Source organism: Streptomyces sp. NPDC002835 (genome assembly GCF_053591995.1).
Map to the genome: position 1 here is coordinate 93096 of NZ_JBSFUW010000002.1, position 16974 is coordinate 110069.

A 16974-nucleotide genomic window follows, 5' to 3' on the forward strand; every position below is an offset into this window, starting at 1 on the left:
CCCTTTATGTCATAGTGCGCCGAGGTCGAACAGGCGGACCGTCACATAGGCCCGTCGGCCCCGCTCCTCAGCGCTGGTACGGGTGCTGCCCCGGCTGCTGCGCGTGGTCGCCCTGCTGCCCGCCCTGGAAGCTCTGTCCGCCGCCGGCGGACTGGAGCTGGAGCTGCTCCGCCTGCTCGGAGGTGATCTGCTGCTCCGCGCCGCAGAAGGTGCACTGCGTGGCGTACTTCGTCGAGAACGGGAACAGCGGCACGAAGAACAGCGTGAACTTGGTGACCCGCTTCCTGAGCGTGTGCGCCGACGGGTTGCCGCAGTGACCGCACACGAGCGTCAGTATCGCCAGCTGGTAGACGTACCCCTTGGTACCGAAAATGATCATGCTCTCGGGTCCTCCCCGTCGATGATGCGTCCGATGACCGCCGACCGGTCACGGTCCGCGGTGGACCGCCTGCCGGCACAGGGCCAGCAGCCTCTCGTCCTCCACGATGTCACGACTGTCCGCCGCGCCGTCGTTCCCGTTGTGACGCCGGGCGGACAGCAGTTCGCGGTCGACCAGCCGCTGCGCCCCGTCGGCGCCCGCCGTGGACAGATCCGCCAGGCACGCCGCCGCCGAGATCCGGGTGCGCGGCATCGTCTCCCAGGCCGTGCGCAGCACCGGCCACGCCTGCTCCGGGTCCTCCGTCACCCGCCACAGCGCGACCGCCGCCCGCACCCGCGTCCACGGCTCCATCGACCGCAGCAGCCGCGCGAGCTGCGGCGCGGCGGGCGCACCGGCCGTGCCCATGGCGCCCAGCACCGAGGCCGCCGCCTGCCGGGCCGTCTGCTCGGGCGTGTTCAGCACCGCGTACAGCACCGGCAGCACCGCGTCCCGGTCGCCCTCGATCGCCCACAGGGCGCCCGCGGTCCGCGCTGCCAGCGCCGGCGGTAAGGCCGCCCCGGCGGGGGAGAGGTGCGCCGCGGCGTCGGCGCCCTGCCCGTAGCCCGCCTCGCGCAGCATCCCCCACAGGTACGGCACGGCCTCGCGGGCCGCCGGGCCGAAGGCCGTGAGGGTCCGCACCGCGGACCGCACCACCCCGTAGCGCCGCTCGCCCGTCGCGCCCTGCAGCACCCGCAGCACGGCGGGCACCGACTCGGCCGCCGCTGGGCCCGGGCCCAGCACGGACAGTCCGTGCAGCAGCGGCTCCACCCGGTCGGCCAGCCGGTCGTCGAGATCGAGCGCCGCCAGCCGCTCGCGCAGCGCCGGGGCCAGCGGCGCGGCCGCCCTGCCCAGCTGGTCCAGCGAGTGCCCCAGGTCCCCCGGCGCCTCGGCCCGCTGCAGGATCTCCGCCAGTACGGGCACCACCCGCGCGTCGCCGACCCGCGCCAGCGCCACGATCATCGGGCAGAGCGTCGGCGGCCCGTCCTGCCACCTGCGCACCCAGGTGGACGGCTCCGCCGCCACTCGCTGCGCCAGCGCGTCCGCCGCCGGCACCGCGAGGCCGAACAGCTCCTTGAGCGTGTACGCCGCCCCCATGGCGAGCCGCGGCTCGGGATCCGTGAGCTGCTCGCCGAGCAGGCCGACCAGCTCCCCGTACGCACCCCGCCACGTCCGCAGCAGCCCGCCGCTCATCCGCACCGCGTCGACCCGCTGTGCCCGGTCCGGGCTGCACAACTGGTCGGCCAGCAGCGCTATCCGGTCGTCCACCCGGTCGCCGAGGCCGTCGTGGAGGGTGCGCAGCAGGTCCGCCGTCCACGGCGCGGCGCGGTGGGCCGCCGCGTCGTCGGCCCGTACCTGCCGCAGTTGGCCGAGCAGCGTCGCCGAGGGCAGCCCGCCGGGGGCCGGGGCCACCGGCTGCGTACGCAGCTCCCGCAGCAGTCCTGTCACGCCCGGCACGACGTCGGACGGCAGCGCATCGGGTGCGCAGCGCGCGAGCTGCGCGAGCGCCGCGAGCCGCAGCCCCGCGCCGTACGCCGCCTGGGACAGGGCGGTGAGCAGATCCACCACCTCCCGCAGCAGCCCCTGGTGCCGCAGCGCTATCCGGCCGGCGGCCTCCACGCACGCCAGGCGCACCTCCGTGTCCCGCTCCGTGTCCAGCCGCTCGCGCAGCAGGCGCAGCACCAGGGCCGGATCGCTGTGCAGGGTGGCCAGCGCGAGCGGTGCCGCGAGCCGCACCCCCGGGTCCGGGTCGGCCAGCAGGCCGAGGAAGACGTCCGCCCCGGCCGTGACCGCGGACGCGGCCATGGCGTAGTTCGCGGCGTCCTCGAACTCCTCGTCCTCCGGGTCCAGTTCGTCGTCGCCGTCCAGATCGATGCCGCCGATGCTGGTCAGCAGCTCGACGACGGCGCCCCGGTCCCGCACCGCGGGATCGGCCACCAGTTCCATCAGGAACGGGATACAGGCCAGCGTCGAGTCGTACACGTCCCCCTGGTGGTGCACGGCCCCGTACATTCCGTCGAGTGCTCTCTCGCGCTCGGCCGGATCCGCGGAGGCGAGTCCGCGCAGCAGCTCCGGCACATCGTCGGCCGGGCCGTAGGCATGCTCCAGCGAGGCCCACGCGACCTCGTCGATTCCCGCGAACACGACTGTCCCCCTCCCAAGAAACCTTGGGTCTCCAAGCAACTTCGGGTCTCGACCCTTGTGTCTGGGGGAAGTGTGCCCCAAGGAACCGACATCCTGACCGGTATCCGGCGGGGTTGTCCGGGGGTTGTTGAATCCCGGCCTGTTGCCGCCGTAGCGGGCGGCTGTTCCCATGGGCGGTGGGTGATGGCGATGGAGCGACTACGGGTGACTCCGACGCGCGTCGGGGGCAGGGACCGGCTCTGTGTAAGCCTCCCCGACGGGCGCGACGTCGCGTGGTGCGACCGCGACACCGGGCGGGTCGCACTGCTCTCGGACGCCCATCGCGACGCCGTGCTGGAGGCGCTCGCCCCCTTCACGGCCGGGGAGCTCACCGTGGGGCCGCCGCCCGTGCCCACCCGCGCCGAACTGGCCCGGCTCGCCCTGCCCCCGGACGACGACCTGGCGCCCAACCGGCCCGGCGAGGCGCTCCACACGGACCTCGGCCGCCGGCCGCCGGCCGCGCCGCGGCTGGTGCGGCGCGATCCGCGGCTCCTCGACCTCGCCGCTCAGCAGCGGCTCGGCGACGCGCTCGACGAACTGGAACCCGCGGGCTGGCGCGTCCTGCACGCCGTGCCGCTGCCGGGCGCCGACCACATCGACCATCTCGCCGTCGGTCCGGGCGGAGTGCTCGCCCTGCACGCGTACGCGGCCGACCGGCTGCGGGTGCGCGCCGGCGGCCGGCTCGCCCGGGGCGTGGTCCTCGATCTCACGTTGACGCGCCGCCGGGCCGACCGGGCCGCGCACGTACTGGCCGCCCCCGTCCGGCCGGTCCTGGTCGTCGTCGGCGCGCCCCGGTCGTTCGCCGCGCCGGCGCCGGGCGACGTCCGGGTCCTGCGGGACGACGAGGTGCCGGCGCTGGCCCGGCTCGGCGGAGTGCTCAAACCTGCGGACGTCGAGTCCCTGTACGCGGTGGCCCGGGACCGCCGCACCTGGCTCGGGGCGTGACGGGCCCGGGCCGGGTCGCGGCCGGCCCGGCGCAGGTCATGGCCGGGCTCAGCGCAGGTTGTCGCCCCAGCCGCCCTGCATCATCGTCTGGAACGCCCACGTCCCGTTCCGCCTGATCAGCACGTCCGCGTACCGCAGCTGCCGGGTCTGCCCGTCCATGGTCATGGTCGAGTCGGTGAAGACCACGGCCATCGCCGCGGAGAGGAACACCGGCGTCCGCACCGACTCGAAGCTGATGTCGCCGTCGCCCATCACCTGGGTCATGGTCTCCACGAACTGCCGGCGGTCCCACTGCGCCGAGGCGCCGTCGCCCGCGGAGTCGTCGCTGATCAGGTTGAGCGGGAAGACGGCCATGTCCGCCATGCGCTCGACGTCGCGTGCGGCGCTGTGCGCGTCGTAGGCGGTGAACCACTCCTGGATGCTCGCCAGTTCCTCGGCGCTCGGGATGTATCCGGTGTCGGGCAGAAACGTCACTCTGTCTCCTTGTCGTCCTGGGTGGCCCCAGCTCTGTAGGCCCTGGAAGGTAGTGCCCGGACATGCAGCTAGTCAAACTTGATTAATCGAGTTCCGGTCGGTCCAGCTCCTCCGGCAGCCTCAGCCGCATCACCGTCGTCACCGTGTGCCGCGTGGTGCCCAGCTCCACCTCCGCCGTCACCCCCGGCTCCACCGTCCGGTACGCCACCTCGCCGATCCCCGTCGCGATCGCCGTCCCGCCCGCGCCGCTCACCCGCCCGGCCAGCACGGCGGCCGCCTGGGTGCGCAGCGCGGGCTGCAGCGGGCTGGAGACCACCGGTGTGTCGTCGTCGGGGAGCACCACGGCCAGCGCGGCGGGCCGGCTCGGAGCGCCCGTGAAGCCGACGACGGCCGCGTCCTGCGTACGGGTGTGCCGGAGCTTGCGCCAGAGCCGCACCCCGCCCCGGTAGCTCTGGTCCAGCCGCTTGACCACCAGCCCCTCGACGCCGATCGCCGGCAGGCTCTCGTACCAGCCCACCGCCTCCGCCCGGTCGAGCGTCATCGGCACCGGCTGCAGCGGCGGCCCCAGCGGCCCGGTCACCGCCACCAGCCGCGCCCGCCGCTTCTCGTACGCGAGCGGGCGCAGATCCTCGCCCGCCTCCGCCAGCAGGTCGAAGGCGGCGTACGACGCGGGCAGGGTGCGGGCGAGCGTGGGCGCCCGCCCCGCTGTGGCGGCCGCGCGCTTCTGCACGGCGGCGAAGTCGGTCCGCCCGTCCCGCCACACCACGACCTCGCCGTCGAGCACCGTGCCGTCGGGCAGCCGCCGGGCGGCGGCGGCGAGGTCGGGAAAGGCGGCCGTGACGATCCGCCCGGAACGGGCCTGGAGCAGCACCTCGTCCCCGATGCGGAAGATCACCATGCGGTGCCCGTCGAACTTGGGCTCGTATGCAAGGCCGGCGCCGCGCGGCAGCGCGTTCACCGGCTCGGCGAGCGCGACCTTCACGGGCGGCCGGGGCAGCGTCACGGCAGGCGCCCGGCCCGGTCGCGGTCCTCGAGCGGGGCGAACAGATCCCCGTACCGCTCGAGCCGGGGCGCGATGTCGAGGAGTCCGAGGACGAGCCCGGCCCCGTCCGCGCGGCCCTCCTCCACCTCCTCCCAGGTCACCGGGGCGGAGACGGCCGGTTCCGTGCGCGCTCGCAGGGTGTACGGGGTCGCGGTGGTCTTCGCGGCGGCGTTCTGGCTGTGGTCGACGAAGACCTTGCCGGGCCGCAGCGCCCGGGCCATCCGGTGCAGGACCAGCTTCGGCAGGGCGGCCTCGCCCTCGACGGCCAGGGACTTCGCGTAGGCGGAGACCTGCTCGGAGGGGGTCGGCTCCAGCGGCACGGCCAGATGCAGGCCCTTGGAGCCGGACGTCTTCGCGTACGCCTCCAGGCCGTCGCGCGCGAGCCGGTTGCGCAGCCACAGGGCCACCTCGCAGCACTCGGCGATGCCCGCGGGCGCGCCCGGGTCGAGGTCGAAGACCATGCGGTCCGCGACGGCCGGCCGGTCGGCCCGCCACTGCGGCGTGTGGAACTCCACCACCAGGTTGGCCGCCCAGACGAGCGAGGCCAGGTCGTCGATCACGACCTGGCGCGCCTTCGGGTCCTCCGAGCGGGGGACCGGCGCGGTGCGCACCCAGTCCGGGGTGCCGGGCGGCGGGTTCTTGGTGAAGAAGACCTGGCCGTCGGGGCCGTCCGGATACCGGAGGAACGAGACGGGGCGGTCCCTGAGGTGGGGCAGGATCGCCTGAGCCGTGACGGCGTAGTAGTGCACGATCTCGCCCTTGGTGGTGCCGGTGGCGGGGTGGATGACCTTCTCCAGGTTGCTGAGGGCCAGGCGCCGCCCCTCCACCTCTGTGATCGGCGTCATACGATGAGAATCCCACGATTTCCGGAATTCCGGATTGTTCGGATGAAAGGGATTAAACGTGCGATCCATCTGGAACGGCGCGATCTCCTTCGGGCTGGTCAGCATCCCGATCAAGCTGGTCAACGCCACGGAGAACCACTCCGTCTCGTTCCGCCAGATCCACGCCGCCGACGGCGGCCGGATCCGCTACCGCAAGGTGTGCGAGCTGGAGGAGAAGGAGGTCGCGCAGGGGGAGATCGGCAAGGCGTACGAGGACGCGGACGGGTCGATGATCCCGATCACCGACGAGGACCTCGCCGCCCTCCCGCTGCCGACCGCCAAGACGATCGAGATCGTCGCCTTCGTCCCGGGCTCCGAGATCGACCCGCTCCAGATGGACACCGCCTACTACCTCGAGGCCAACGGCGTACCGGCCGCCAAGCCGTACACCCTGCTGCGCGAGGCCCTCAAGCGCAGCGACCGCGTCGCCATCGCCAAGTTCGCGCTGCGCGGCCGGGAGCGGCTCGGCATGCTCCGCGTCGTCGACGACGTGATCGCCCTGCACGGGCTGCTGTGGCCGGACGAGATCAGGGAGCCGGAGGGCGTGGCCCCGCAGAGCGACGTGAAGGTACGGGACGCCGAACTGGACCTGGCCGACGCCCTGATGGACACCCTCGGCGAGGTCGACATCGAGTCGCTGCACGACGACTACCGCGAGGCGGTCGAGGCCATGATCGCCGCGAAGGTGGAGGGCGGCGGCGGTGCGGTCGAGCCGGCCCCGGCGGAGGACGAGGGCGGCAAGGTCATCGACCTGATGGCGGCCCTGGAGAGCAGCGTGCGGGCGGCCCGGGAGGGGCGGGGCGAGGGGGCGGAGGAGCCCGGCCGCGACGAGGCGCGGGTGACGCCGATCAAGGGGCGGCGCCCGGCGTCCGCGCCGAAGGAGCCGGGCGGCAAGAAGTCGACGTCCACGGCGAAGAAGACCGCCGCCAAGAAGACCGCCGCCAAGAAGACGGCGGCCAAGAAGTCCACCGCCAAGTCGGCCTCGAAGTCCGCCTCGAAGGCCACCGACAAGTCGGCGGCGTCTTCCGCCGGGACCAAGAAGGCCGGGGCGAGGAAGGCCGCGCCGTCGGGGAGGAAGCGCTCCTCGGCGTGAACGGCAGCGATCGCGGCGCCGCGATCCTGGACGCGGGCCTGGCGGGGTCCGGGCCGTGCGGGAGGAGCGGATGAGCACATGAGCATCGACGTGACGGCCGAACGTCTGATTCCGCTGCTGGTCGACCGCGTAGCGCCCTACGCCATGGACTGGCGCCACGACCACGAGTGGACCCAGGGCATCCGGCGCGCCGCGCTGACCCGCGAGGCGGAGGGCGGCGGCTTCGGCGTCGGGGCGGAGGTGACCCGGACGGCGTACTTCCTCCGCCGGCGCATCGACTACGTGCTGCGCGTGGTCGCCCACGAGCCGCTCCGGCTCCTCGACATGGTCTCGGTCGCCGGCCCCATGCCCATGCACGTCACGTACACCTTCGCGCCGCGGGAGCACGGCACCCTGGCCCGTATCCGCGTGCGCGGCGAGCCGGGCGGCCACTACCGCCTGGCGGCCCCCTTGATGACGCGCAAGGTGCGGTCCTCGATCGGCAAGGACCTGCGCGACCTGGAACGGGTGCTGGCCGCCCGGCCGACCTGATGCGGCCCGGAGGCCCGGAACCTAGACTGGCGGCGCCCGGAAGATCCCGATCCGAGGGAGACGCGCATCATGTCGAAGCGAGGCAACAAGCGCCGCGCCCGCAAGAAGAAGGGCGCGAACCACGGCAAGCGCCCCAACGCCTGACCGTAGGCCCACAGGACCCGGACCCGTCGATACGGGTCCGGGTCCTGTGCTGTGCCGCAGGTCCCGTGGCGGAGGGGTCAGCCGGTCGCGTCGGCGCCCGTCGGCAGCGGCGGTTCCGCCTCGATCCGCGCCAGCTCCGCGTCGGTGAGGACCCGGGAGCGGAGCAGGAACCGCACCCCCTCCGGCGCCTCCAGCGAGAAGCCGCTCCCGCGGCCCGGCACCACGTCGACCGTGAGGCCGGTGTGCCGCCAGTACGCGTACTGGTCCGCGCTCATCCAGAACGGGGTGTCACCGGCCACCCTGCCCAGCAGGACGTCCGAGCCGCCGACCCGGAACTCGCCGCGCGGATAGCACATCGGTGCGCTGCCGTCGCAGCAGCCGCCCGACTGATGGAACATCACCGGACCGTGCACGGCGACCAGTTCGCCGACCAGCGCCTCGGCGGCGGGCGTCAGGGCCACCCGGACCGCCCGCTCGCCCATCAGAAGAACCCGAGCTTCTTCGCGGAGTAGCTGACCAGCAGGTTCTTCGTCTGCTGGTAGTGGTCCAGCATCATCTTGTGGTTCTCCCTGCCCACGCCGGACTTCTTGTAGCCGCCGAACGCCGCGTGCGCCGGGTAGGCGTGGTAGCAGTTGGTCCACACCCGGCCCGCCTTGATCTCCCGCCCCAGGCGGTACGCCGTGCTCCCGTCGCGGGTCCACACGCCCGCGCCCAGCCCGTACAGCGTGTCGTTCGCGATCTTCAGGGCCTCGTCGACCGAGTCGAACGTCGTCACGGAGACGACCGGCCCGAAGATCTCCTCCTGGAAGATCCGCATGTCGTTCGTGCCCCGGAAGATGGACGGCTCGATGTAGTAGCCGCCCTCCAGGCCGGGCACCTTGCGCCGCCCGCCGCCGGTGACGAGCTCCGCGCCCTCCTGCGTACCGATGTCGATGTACGACAAGATCTTCTCGTACTGGTCGTTGCTCGCCTGTGCGCCGATCATGGTCGCCGGGTCGAGCGGGTCGCCGCTGACGATCGCCTTGGTGCGCTCCACGCAGCGCGCCATGAACTCGTCGTAGATCGACGCGTGGATGAGCGCCCGCGACGGGCAGGTGCACACCTCGCCCTGGTTGAGTGCGAACATCACGAAGCCCTCGACGGCCTTGTCCAGGAAGTCGTCGTCGGCGGCGGTGACGTCCGGCAGGAAGATGTTCGGGCTCTTGCCGCCCAGTTCCAGCGTGACCGGGATGATGTTCTCGCTCGCGTACTGCATGATCAGACGCCCGGTCGTCGTCTCCCCGGTGAACGCCACCTTGGCGACGCGCGGGCTGGAGGCGAGCGGCTTGCCGGCCTCGACGCCGAAGCCGTTCACCACGTTCAGCACCCCGGCGGGGAGCAGATCGGCGATCAGCTCGACCACCAGCAGCAGGCTGACCGGGGTCTGCTCGGCCGGCTTGATGACGACGCAGTTGCCGGCGGCCAGGGCGGGCGCCAGCTTCCACGCGGCCATCAGGATCGGGAAGTTCCACGGGATGATCTGGCCGACCACGCCCAGCGGCTCGTGGAAGTGGTACGCGACGGTGTCGGCGTCGATCTCGGCGATGCTGCCCTCCTGGGCACGCACCACGCCGGCGAAGTAGCGGAAGTGGTCGACGGCCAGCGGGATGTCGGCGGCCAGCGTCTCGCGGACGGGCTTGCCGTTCTCCCAGGTCTCGGCCACCGCGATCTTCTCGAGGTGCTGCTCGATCCGGTCCGCGATCCTGTTCAGGATGTTGGCCCGCTCCGTGGCGGACGTCCGCCCCCAGGCGCCGGCGGCCGCGTGGGCGGCGTCCAGCGCCAGTTCGACGTCGGCCGCGGACGACCGGGCGACCTCGCAGAAGACCTTGCCGGTCACGGGGGTCGGGTTCTCGAAGTACCGGCCCTCGACGGGGGCGACCCAGTCGCCGCCGATGAAGTTCTCGTAGCGGCGGGCGAAGTCGACGATGCTGCCTTCTGATCCTGGCTGCGCGTACACCATGGCGAGCTCTCCTCGGAGGACGACGAGTGAGGTGCCGCGGCGGCGGCCTCGCGCCGCCGTGGCGGCTCACACTGTGCGCCGCGGAGGTTGGCGGGAGGTTGGTGCGGTGTGTGCGGGCCGCGTCGGCGGTCAGTCGTCGCGCAGGGCCGTGCTCAGCCGCCCGGCGGCCAGCGCCCGGCGGGCGTCGCCCCGCCCCAGCAGGCGCAGCGCGTGCTCGTGCACCGCCGCGTCGTACGGGGCCCGTTCGCCGTAGCGGAGGGCGTGCTCCGGGCACGGGCTCGCGAGGACCGTCTCCCGTACGGCGACCTCCAGCCGGGTCCGCCACTCGACGATCCCCGGAGCCTCCGACCGGTGCAGCAGCGGGCCGCGGTAGTGGCGCAGCGCGGCCGCCGTGTCACCGCTCTCCAGCGCGCGCAGCAGATCGACGGCGTCGCAGGAGACGGGTGCGGTGAGGGCGTACCGGCGGGTGGCGATGCCGCCGGACAGGGCGCGTCGCAGGTGCGAGATCTCCGCCTTGAACGTGGAGGCCGTGACCTGCCGTTCGCCGTACAGCGCCTCACGCAGCCGTTCCGGCGAGAAACCGTCCGGCTCCAGGGCGAGCAGCGTCAGGATCTCCAGCTGGCGCGGCCGCAGCGGCAGCGGAGCGCCGTCCCGCACGGCCTCCTGCGACCCGAGGCAGCGCAACCGTACGCCGTGACCGGGCGCTTCGGGCAGGACGGCGGCCCCCGCCCGTAGCCGCGTCTCGATGGACGACACCAGAGTCCGCACCGTGGACATGGCCAGCGGGTGCGAACGGTCCCAGGTGGTCGACAGGTCCAGTACGCCGAGGACCCGGCCGCCGGGGTCGTGGATCGGCGCGCAGTAGCAGACCCAGCCGTGCAGCGCGGTCACCAGGTGCTCGGCGGAGAAGATGGTGCTGGGGCGGCCCGTGCGCAGCGCGAGTGACAGGGCGTTGGTGCCCATGGCCTCCTCGTCCCAGCGGCCGCCGGGCGCGAAGTTGACCTGCTCGGCGCGGCGTTTCATGGTCCGGCCGCCGCACGTCCACAGGATGGTGCCGGACTCGTCGGTCACCGCCGTCACGAAGCCGGCGTCCTCGGCGATGCTCAGCAGTTCGTCCTCGAGATCGTCGACCGGCCGGCGCAGCGGCGAGCGCGCCCAGCGGTGGTGCACCGTGTCCCCGTCGGAGACCGGCGCGCTGTCCCGGCCGGGGTCCACGCTGCTCAGCGAACGCGCCCACGACTCCGTGACCTCGGGCCGCAGCGCCCCGCCGCCGCCCGGCGACCGTCTGACGGCGGTCAGTCGGGGCACCCAGCGGGACCACTCGTCCTCCAGGGCGGCCCGGCGCCGCCGGAGGTCACTGCGCTGTGACATGTTCTCCCCTGTCGCGGATCGGGGGACGACCGCCCATTCTCCGCCGGGACGGGCCGCGGCGCACCACCCTGTCCGGACGGTTTCCGCGGCGGACCGGGGAAAGCGGGGGATGGCACAGGGCGGGCCGGGGCAGTGGGCCGGCGCGGCACCTGCGTAACCCCGTGGCGCAGGTGCCGTACCGCCGGTCGCCGGCCGTCGCGGCCACGATAGAGTACGACTGGAGCCCTCTTCTAGAATATTGTTCTACTTATTTGGCCGGACGTCCCATGGAATTCCAGATCCGGCGGTGTTCTAGGCTGTCCGCCATGGTGAAGCAGCAACGCGGAGAGGCAACGGTCGAGCATGTGCTCACCACCGCACTGCGCCTCTACGGGGAGTCGGACGGGCAGGGCTTCACCGTCAACGCCGTCACGACGGCCAGCGGCGTCAGCCTCGGCAGCCTCTACCACCACTTCGGCAGCTTCGACGGCCTGGCCGCCGCACTCTACCTGCGTTGCATGGGTGAGCTGTTCGACGAGATGACCGCGGCCCTCCAGCGCACCCGTACCGCCCGCACCGGCGTCCGGGCCCTGGTCCGCGCGTATCTCCGCTTCACCGAGGAGCGCCGCGACGCGGCCCTGTTCATCCACGCCTCCGCGTACTCCGGTTATCTGGCGGCCCACGCCGAGGAGGTGCGCGCGGCCAAGGCGGAGATGCTGGCGCCCGTCGCGGCCTGGCTGCTGCCCCGGATGGCGGCGGGGGAGGTCGCGCCCATGTCCCCGTCCCTGGTGGAGGTGCTGGTCCTCGGCCCGACGGCGGAGGCGGCCCGCCGCTGGCTGGGCGGCACGTACGACATGGACCTGGGCGAGGCCGCGCGCGTGCTGCCGGACCGGATCTGGCGCTCCCTCCGTGCGGACTGAACGGCCGGTCAGGCCGACGGGCGACCGGCCCGGGGTTCGCCCACGCGTTCGCATTCCGCGGGGCTTGGGGTAGCGTCCCGGAGGGCAGCCTCCAGCGCCTGCTGCCCAGATGGCCTGCGTCGACAGGCGGTTGGGCGGGCAGTGCGGGCGGGCGTCGCGGCCGTGGCCACCGTCGCAGCCGTACGCCGCGACACGGGCCGGACCGGACAACACCACCGGGACGGAGCTCGCCACGTGGAAGCCATGTCGTATCTGGACCTGCACCAGAAGTTCGCAGCGGACATCGACGCGGAGACGGAGAAGGCCCTCGAAGGGCTCGGCCCGGCAGCAGGGGAACTGCGAACAGCGGTCGCCGGGTTCTTACGGCACCAGACGTTCACGTACCCCCTCTCGGTCCTGCCGCTGCTCGTGCACGGCGCCGAGACGGGCGCCCCCGGACCCGCCGTACCGCTCGCCGTCGTGCACAACCTGTGGTGGACCTCCGCCTGTTATCTGGACGACGTGGCCGACGGCAACTGCTCGATCGTGACCGGCGGAGCCATGAGCGCGGACGCGGCACTCCTCGCGTCCGTCGTCACCGGCCATGTGCTGCCGATCCGCGTCCTGCGGTCCCTCCCGGTGCCCGAACCGGTACGCGGCGCCCTCACGGACGAGGCCCTGGCCTGCGCGGCCGCCGCGGCACAAGGCCAACTGGCCGACATACGCGGGGACGCGGCGGGCATGACGCCGGCATCCGCCCTCGACGCCTACCGGGGCAAGTCCAGCGCCCCGTTCAGCATGATCACGGCGATGGCGGCGATCCTGGCCGGGGCCGACACCGGGCGAACCGGCCTGTGGCGCGACTTCGGCTCGGTCTTCGGCGTTCTGTGGCAACTCTTCAACGACCAGGAGGACCTGGTCTCGGGCCGCAACGAGGACCTGCTGAACGGCACGGTCACCTATCTGCTCGCCTGCGCCCTCGACGGCGGCTCCCCCGAGCCACCGGAACGCCTCCTGTCACTGCACGCCGCGGCCCGCGAATCCGCCACCGCCCGCCGCGAACTGGCCGCCGTCCTCAGAGCCCCCGCCACCCTCGACCGCTACGCCCGGGACCTCGCCGCCTTCCGCGCCGACGCGCACCGCATCCTCACGACCCTGGGCGGCGACACCGAGTACACCCCGGTCCTGGCGGACCTCGTCGACGAGTCGTCGCGAGTGCTGCTGTGACCGGGCCGGGCCGGCCTGACCTGCCGTGAGCCGGACCGGGCCCGGACGGGCACGCGTGGCAGCGGGCTTACGGGCAGGCGACGTTGAAGCCAGGGCAAGTGACTGGTCATCGCCTGCGCGTCTGATCACCAAGGAAGCGGCCAAGCGCGGCGTCAAGATCGCCGTCAAGGCGGGGTCGTCGGACTGGCCGCCTCTCTTGCCGCGAGCGCCGTCTGGTGCGCCACGCCCTGGGCGTGAGGCTCATAGTGCCTGCTGCGTCACACGCCGTGCGCGGCCGTCCCTCGCGGTGTCCCGCTATTCGATCTCCGAGCGTACGACCTTGCGCAGTTCCTCGAGGTACTCCTCGAACCGCTCACGCCCCGAGGGGGAGAGGCGGACCCTGGTCACGGCATGCCTGCGCTCCCGGAACTTCGCGATCTCCACCAGCCCCTCCTTCTCCAGGATCCCCAGCTGCCGGGACAGTTCCGAGGCCGACAGCTCCAACGCCTCCTGCAGTTCGGCGAAGTTGATCTGCTGGACATGGCGGAGAGCGCCCAGGATGGCCAGACGATTGGGTGAGTGCATCACCGTTGACAGTCGGGTACGCGGTTGCGGCGGCACGTCAGCGCCTCCACCGCAGGGCGAGGTAGGCCGCCAGCACGATCGTCGGCACGGCGGCCGATATGACCGAGTCCGTCAGGTCGGCGGGGTTGTGCCAGAGCAGCTTGAGCCCGGGAAGCGCCAACGTCACCGGAGCGAAGAGGAAGGCCGCTTCCTCGACCTTGCTGTGCGGCCTTCTTCCGACCGTCCTGAGGTGGAACCACCGCCAGCGGAGAACGAGGGCGAGCGACGCCACCAGAACGAAGCAGCCCAGCAGTACGGGAATCTCGTTGGAGCTCGCCACGACGAGTACCGCGAAGAGTGTTGCTGCCGACAGTGCGCCGAGCGCTGTTTCTGCGGGCGTCGCCGACCTCGTCAGCGTCGGAGCCTCTTCGATGACCCGTAGTTGCTCTGCGGAATCCGGTTCCTGCCCCATGAGCGCCCCTCCCCCCAATGCGTTGTACTCACAGACTACGCACCTGGTTTCCAAAAGTGTAACTAGGTGCGCAAGTAGGAAGTGGCGACAGCGAGGGGTCTTGCTCAGCAGGTTGCCGGTCGGGGCCGGATCGACGGTACGGCCTTGTCCCGGCCTCCCGGAGTCGGCAGCGACGGGGCGCGCCACGCGTCTCACGCCTCGCGCGTCCCAAATGGCGACCCGGCCGGCGTCCGCGCCCGACAGCCTCGGCCGGTTGCACCGACACGGGCGCCGCGCACGGAAAACCACAGGACCCGGCGCCGGTCCCTCCGGTAGGTTCGGTGCTGTTCGAAGGGGGAGAAGTGGCGAAGCTCAATCAGATCATCGCCGTCGAAAAGGGCGTCAAGAGCAAGTCGTACCAGGACATCACCGCGGCCCACCAGAAGGTGCAGAAGGTCGCACTGCTGGCCGGGATCTCGCGTACGTACCAGCCGAAGGACGAGGAGGGCGAGCAACTGCCGCCCGAGTCGACGCGGGTGCAGGTCGTGGCCGAGGACGTGCTGCGCGAGATGTCGGAGTCGCTGACCCGGCTGTTCGACGTGACCGCCACCAAGGACCGGGCCAACTGCTCGGCCCGCGCGGACGTCGTCGTCGAAGGGCGGACCGTCGTCGCCGAAGCGCCGGTCAGCTACCTGCTCTTCCTCGAGAAGCAGCTCACCGACCTGCACACCTTCGTGAAGAAGCTGCCCGTGCTGGACGCCTCCGAGTCCTGGTCGCCGGACCCGTCGACGGACTGGTGGAAGACGGACCCCGTACGCACGATCCGTACGAAGAAGGTGCCGCGCAACCACGTCAAGGCCGAGGCGACCGACAAGCACCCGGCGCAGGTCGAGGTGTACTACGAGGACGTGCCGATCGGTTACTGGACCACGGTCAAGTTCTCCGGGGCGCTCCCGGCGCGCAGGGTGAACGAGCTGCTGGGGCGGGTCGAGAAGCTCCAGCACGCGGTCAAGTTCGCCCGTGAGGAGGCCAACAGCGCCGAGGTCACCGACCAGCGGGTCGGCGACGCGGTGTTCGGCTACCTCTTCGGCTGACACCACACCGGCCGGCGCCACCCGGCGCGGCCCCACGATCGCCCCCGCGTGCGAGCGCGGGGGTGCGCAACAGGCGCGGACCGGAACTGAGGCCCGGTCCGCGTGATGGGCGCAAGCTGAAACTGAGGTTCAGCCTGACGACGCGGTGACAGTGAAGGTTCGAGTCCTTCCCCCGGCACCACACAGGTACGCAGGCCCCACACAGGCCGGGGTGGCCCAACATGGCAGAGGCAGCCGCGATCAAACTCAGACTCTCGCTCCAGATTCAGCATCGCCACCGATCGCCAGATCGACCGGGTACGGACGAACGCCGGCGGATGCGGGTTCGAATCCAGCCTGCACCTCTCACACGGTGCGGTAGTTCAAAGGAAGAACACGTCGGCCTTATGACTGATCCGTACCTTTAAACGCCACTGGCGTGCGCAATTGGGTGGCATCCCCAGGGACCCGGGAGCTGGATACGACTCCCGGGTCCCGCCACGTCCGGGCAGTCGGACCTCTGTTCGCGGACGCTGAACGGCCAATCTCTCGTTGGCGCGATTCACCGTGGTCGCCGCCACAGGACCCGGGACCTGAAGCCGCAGAACATCCTGCCGGCCGAGTACGGACCCAAGGTGATCGACTTCGGGCTCGCCGTGCTCGCCGAACGACGCACCACCCTGACGGCCACCGGTTTCGTCGTCGGCAGCGTGCTGTGCATGCCGCCCGAGCAGGCCCGGGGCGAGCACCGGCTGGACCGGTCCGCCGACGTCTACGCGCTCGGCGCGGTGCTGCTGTTCGCGGCGACCAGGCACTGCCCGTACGAGGGGCCGACGTGGCAGTCCGTGGCCCTGAAGATCGGGGACCCCTCGATCCCTCCCGACCTGACCGGCCTGCCGCCGGAGCTCGCGCCTGTGATCACGGACATGCTGGCTACGGACCCGGCCGCCCGGCCCGCGCTCCCTGAGGTCATCAAGCGGCTCGTCGACGTCATCCAGAGCTGCGGGGCTGTATGAAGCGTCGGCCCGCACCTCCCTGACAGGGGGTGCGGGCCGACGCGTCGCGAACCGGTTGCCGGCCTATGGGCCGACGAGGTACTTGATGTCGGTCACGACGTACTCGCCGTAGCGGAACGCCGTCCCGAGCGCCTCCAGCCTCGCGTACTGCTCTGCGGACAGATACAGGTACTCAGGGGACACCGAGGCGCTCTTCGTGGGCAGGGCCTGCAGCAGTAGCCGGAAGGCGAGATCGGGACTGCAGTGGCGGACGCACTCGGCGAGCGCATCCGTCATCTCCTGACCGAAGACCGCCCGGAACTCCTCCACCACTGACATGACCTGATCGGCCAGGTCTCTCCCCTCGAAGTGGTCGCCGTCGGAGAGAGCCGGGGTGTCCGAGCGGCGGGAGAGCCACGCGTCACACACGCCGAGCACCTGCCGCATCCACTCGGCACCGTCCCTGGCAGCGCCTCGGTGATAGAAGCGTTCGCCGCCCTCCACGCCTTGCTGCCACAGCTCGGTGATCCGATCCGGCGGTAGCCCTTCGAGGAGGAGCCGCGCGTCGCGGCGGACCAGCAGGACCGCCTCCGGCTCGAGCTCCTCCACGAACTGATCGGCCACGGCCGCCGCTGCCGAGGACGCGCTCAATGTCCAGTCCTGGTGGAAGAAACTCATGATCCAGGGGACGCCGAACGTGAACTCCGTGGACCGATCCATGGTCT

At 72.0% G+C, this 16974-nt stretch carries 19 protein-coding genes; 8 read left to right on the top strand and 11 right to left on the bottom strand.

Features of this window, described 5'->3' with window-relative positions:
• Positions 1-67: 67 nt before the first annotated feature.
• Positions 68-379, bottom strand: a complete 312-nt coding sequence (locus tag ACWD01_RS03180; protein ID WP_451157525.1) for a zinc-ribbon domain-containing protein — start codon at positions 377-379, stop codon at positions 68-70.
• 48 nt (positions 380-427) lie between these two features.
• Positions 428-2560, bottom strand: coding sequence for a PBS lyase (locus tag ACWD01_RS03185; RefSeq protein ID WP_451157527.1), 2133 nt, complete (start codon positions 2558-2560; stop codon positions 428-430).
• 189 nt (positions 2561-2749) lie between these two features.
• Here ACWD01_RS03185 and ACWD01_RS03190 point away from each other — a divergent pair, with 189 nt between their 5' ends.
• The gene (locus ACWD01_RS03190) at positions 2750-3544 is read left to right on the top strand and encodes a nuclease-related domain-containing protein (RefSeq protein ID WP_451157529.1); all 795 of its coding nucleotides are present in this window, start codon (positions 2750-2752) and stop codon (positions 3542-3544) included.
• Positions 3545-3592: 48 nt separating this feature from the next.
• Here the strand turns inward: ACWD01_RS03190 and ACWD01_RS03195 are convergent, their stop codons facing one another.
• The 3 genes from ACWD01_RS03195 to ligD all read right to left on the bottom strand — a co-directional run bounded on the left by ACWD01_RS03195 (position 3593) and on the right by ligD (position 5905).
• The gene (locus ACWD01_RS03195) at positions 3593-4018 is read right to left on the bottom strand and encodes a nuclear transport factor 2 family protein (protein ID WP_451157531.1); all 426 of its coding nucleotides are present in this window, start codon (positions 4016-4018) and stop codon (positions 3593-3595) included.
• Between the two features lie 82 nt (positions 4019-4100).
• Positions 4101-5021: an ATP-dependent DNA ligase gene (locus ACWD01_RS03200; protein WP_451157533.1), complete on the bottom strand. Its 921-nt coding sequence runs from the start codon at positions 5019-5021 to the stop codon at positions 4101-4103.
• Positions 5018-5905, bottom strand: a complete 888-nt coding sequence (ligD, locus tag ACWD01_RS03205) for a non-homologous end-joining DNA ligase (protein WP_451157535.1) — start codon at positions 5903-5905, stop codon at positions 5018-5020. Before ligD ends, ACWD01_RS03200 begins: the two co-directional genes overlap by 4 nt.
• 58 nt (positions 5906-5963) lie before the next feature.
• Here ligD and ku point away from each other — a divergent pair, with 58 nt between their 5' ends.
• From ku to ACWD01_RS03220, 3 genes are all read left to right on the top strand, one after another.
• Complete coding sequence (gene ku / locus ACWD01_RS03210) at positions 5964-7037, top strand: non-homologous end joining protein Ku (protein ID WP_451157537.1); 1074 nt, start codon at positions 5964-5966, stop codon at positions 7035-7037.
• A gap of 78 nt (positions 7038-7115) precedes the next feature.
• Positions 7116-7568 carry an SRPBCC family protein gene (locus ACWD01_RS03215; RefSeq protein ID WP_451157539.1) on the top strand — a complete coding sequence of 151 codons (453 nt, stop codon included), beginning with the start codon at positions 7116-7118 and terminating at the stop codon, positions 7566-7568.
• 69 nt (positions 7569-7637) lie between these two features.
• Positions 7638-7712: a 50S ribosomal protein bL37 gene (locus ACWD01_RS03220; protein ID WP_373297613.1), complete on the top strand. Its 75-nt coding sequence runs from the start codon at positions 7638-7640 to the stop codon at positions 7710-7712.
• A 77-nt stretch (positions 7713-7789) separates the two neighbouring features.
• Here the strand turns inward: ACWD01_RS03220 and ACWD01_RS03225 are convergent, their stop codons facing one another.
• The 3 genes from ACWD01_RS03225 to ACWD01_RS03235 form a co-directional block, all read right to left on the bottom strand.
• Entirely contained in the window at positions 7790-8194 is a 405-nt protein-coding gene (locus ACWD01_RS03225) for a DUF779 domain-containing protein (RefSeq protein WP_451157542.1), read from the bottom strand.
• The gene (adh, locus tag ACWD01_RS03230) at positions 8194-9711 is read right to left on the bottom strand and encodes an aldehyde dehydrogenase (protein ID WP_451157544.1); all 1518 of its coding nucleotides are present in this window, start codon (positions 9709-9711) and stop codon (positions 8194-8196) included. The genes ACWD01_RS03225 and adh overlap by 1 nt, the downstream gene beginning before the upstream one ends.
• Before the next feature lie 129 nt (positions 9712-9840).
• Positions 9841-11082 (bottom strand): GAF domain-containing protein, encoded by a 1242-nt coding sequence (locus ACWD01_RS03235; protein WP_451157546.1) that lies wholly within the window; start codon positions 11080-11082, stop codon positions 9841-9843.
• Positions 11083-11387: 305 nt separating this feature from the next.
• On the opposite strand from ACWD01_RS03235, the gene ACWD01_RS03240 reads away from it, so the two are divergent.
• Positions 11388-11981 carry a TetR/AcrR family transcriptional regulator gene (locus ACWD01_RS03240; protein ID WP_451157548.1) on the top strand — a complete coding sequence of 198 codons (594 nt, stop codon included), beginning with the start codon at positions 11388-11390 and terminating at the stop codon, positions 11979-11981.
• 243 nt (positions 11982-12224) lie between these two features.
• Positions 12225-13187: a polyprenyl synthetase family protein gene (locus ACWD01_RS03245; protein WP_451157872.1), complete on the top strand. Its 963-nt coding sequence runs from the start codon at positions 12225-12227 to the stop codon at positions 13185-13187.
• 294 nt (positions 13188-13481) lie between these two features.
• On the opposite strand, the gene ACWD01_RS03250 is transcribed toward ACWD01_RS03245, so the two are convergent.
• Positions 13482-13751: a transcriptional regulator gene (locus tag ACWD01_RS03250; protein ID WP_451157550.1), complete on the bottom strand. Its 270-nt coding sequence runs from the start codon at positions 13749-13751 to the stop codon at positions 13482-13484.
• Positions 13752-13788: 37 nt separating this feature from the next.
• The gene (locus ACWD01_RS03255; RefSeq protein WP_451157552.1) at positions 13789-14202 is read right to left on the bottom strand and encodes a hypothetical protein; all 414 of its coding nucleotides are present in this window, start codon (positions 14200-14202) and stop codon (positions 13789-13791) included.
• Positions 14203-14543: 341 nt separating this feature from the next.
• On the opposite strand from ACWD01_RS03255, the gene ACWD01_RS03260 reads away from it, so the two are divergent.
• On the top strand, positions 14544-15275 hold the full coding sequence (locus ACWD01_RS03260; RefSeq protein ID WP_451157554.1) for a DUF7873 family protein: 732 nt from the start codon (positions 14544-14546) through the stop codon (positions 15273-15275).
• A gap of 614 nt (positions 15276-15889) precedes the next feature.
• Complete coding sequence (locus ACWD01_RS03265; RefSeq protein WP_451157556.1) at positions 15890-16270, top strand: protein kinase domain-containing protein; 381 nt, start codon at positions 15890-15892, stop codon at positions 16268-16270.
• 63 nt (positions 16271-16333) lie between these two features.
• On the opposite strand, the gene ACWD01_RS03270 is transcribed toward ACWD01_RS03265, so the two are convergent.
• Positions 16334-16969 (bottom strand): hypothetical protein, encoded by a 636-nt coding sequence (locus tag ACWD01_RS03270; protein ID WP_451157558.1) that lies wholly within the window; start codon positions 16967-16969, stop codon positions 16334-16336.
• Positions 16970-16974: the final 5 nt, after the last annotated feature.

Bases quoted from the DNA above. Each gene is read 5' to 3' on its own strand.
- ACWD01_RS03180 (WP_451157525.1), bottom strand. From the start codon at position 379: ATGATCATTTTCGGTACCAAGGGGTACGTCTACCAGCTGGCGATACTG.
- ACWD01_RS03190 (WP_451157529.1), top strand. From the start codon at position 2,750: ATGGAGCGACTACGGGTGACTCCGACGCGCGTCGGGGGCAGGGACCGG.
- ligD (WP_451157535.1), bottom strand. From the start codon at position 5,905: ATGACGCCGATCACAGAGGTGGAGGGGCGGCGCCTGGCCCTCAGCAAC.
- ACWD01_RS03215 (WP_451157539.1), top strand. From the start codon at position 7,116: ATGAGCATCGACGTGACGGCCGAACGTCTGATTCCGCTGCTGGTCGAC.
- ACWD01_RS03225 (WP_451157542.1), bottom strand. From the start codon at position 8,194: ATGGGCGAGCGGGCGGTCCGGGTGGCCCTGACGCCCGCCGCCGAGGCG.
- adh (WP_451157544.1), bottom strand. From the start codon at position 9,711: ATGGTGTACGCGCAGCCAGGATCAGAAGGCAGCATCGTCGACTTCGCC.
- ACWD01_RS03235 (WP_451157546.1), bottom strand. From the start codon at position 11,082: ATGTCACAGCGCAGTGACCTCCGGCGGCGCCGGGCCGCCCTGGAGGAC.
- ACWD01_RS03240 (WP_451157548.1), top strand. From the start codon at position 11,388: ATGGTGAAGCAGCAACGCGGAGAGGCAACGGTCGAGCATGTGCTCACC.
- ACWD01_RS03245 (WP_451157872.1), top strand. From the start codon at position 12,225: ATGTCGTATCTGGACCTGCACCAGAAGTTCGCAGCGGACATCGACGCG.
- ACWD01_RS03250 (WP_451157550.1), bottom strand. From the start codon at position 13,751: ATGCACTCACCCAATCGTCTGGCCATCCTGGGCGCTCTCCGCCATGTC.
- ACWD01_RS03255 (WP_451157552.1), bottom strand. From the start codon at position 14,202: ATGGGGCAGGAACCGGATTCCGCAGAGCAACTACGGGTCATCGAAGAG.
- ACWD01_RS03270 (WP_451157558.1), bottom strand. From the start codon at position 16,969: ATGGATCGGTCCACGGAGTTCACGTTCGGCGTCCCCTGGATCATGAGT.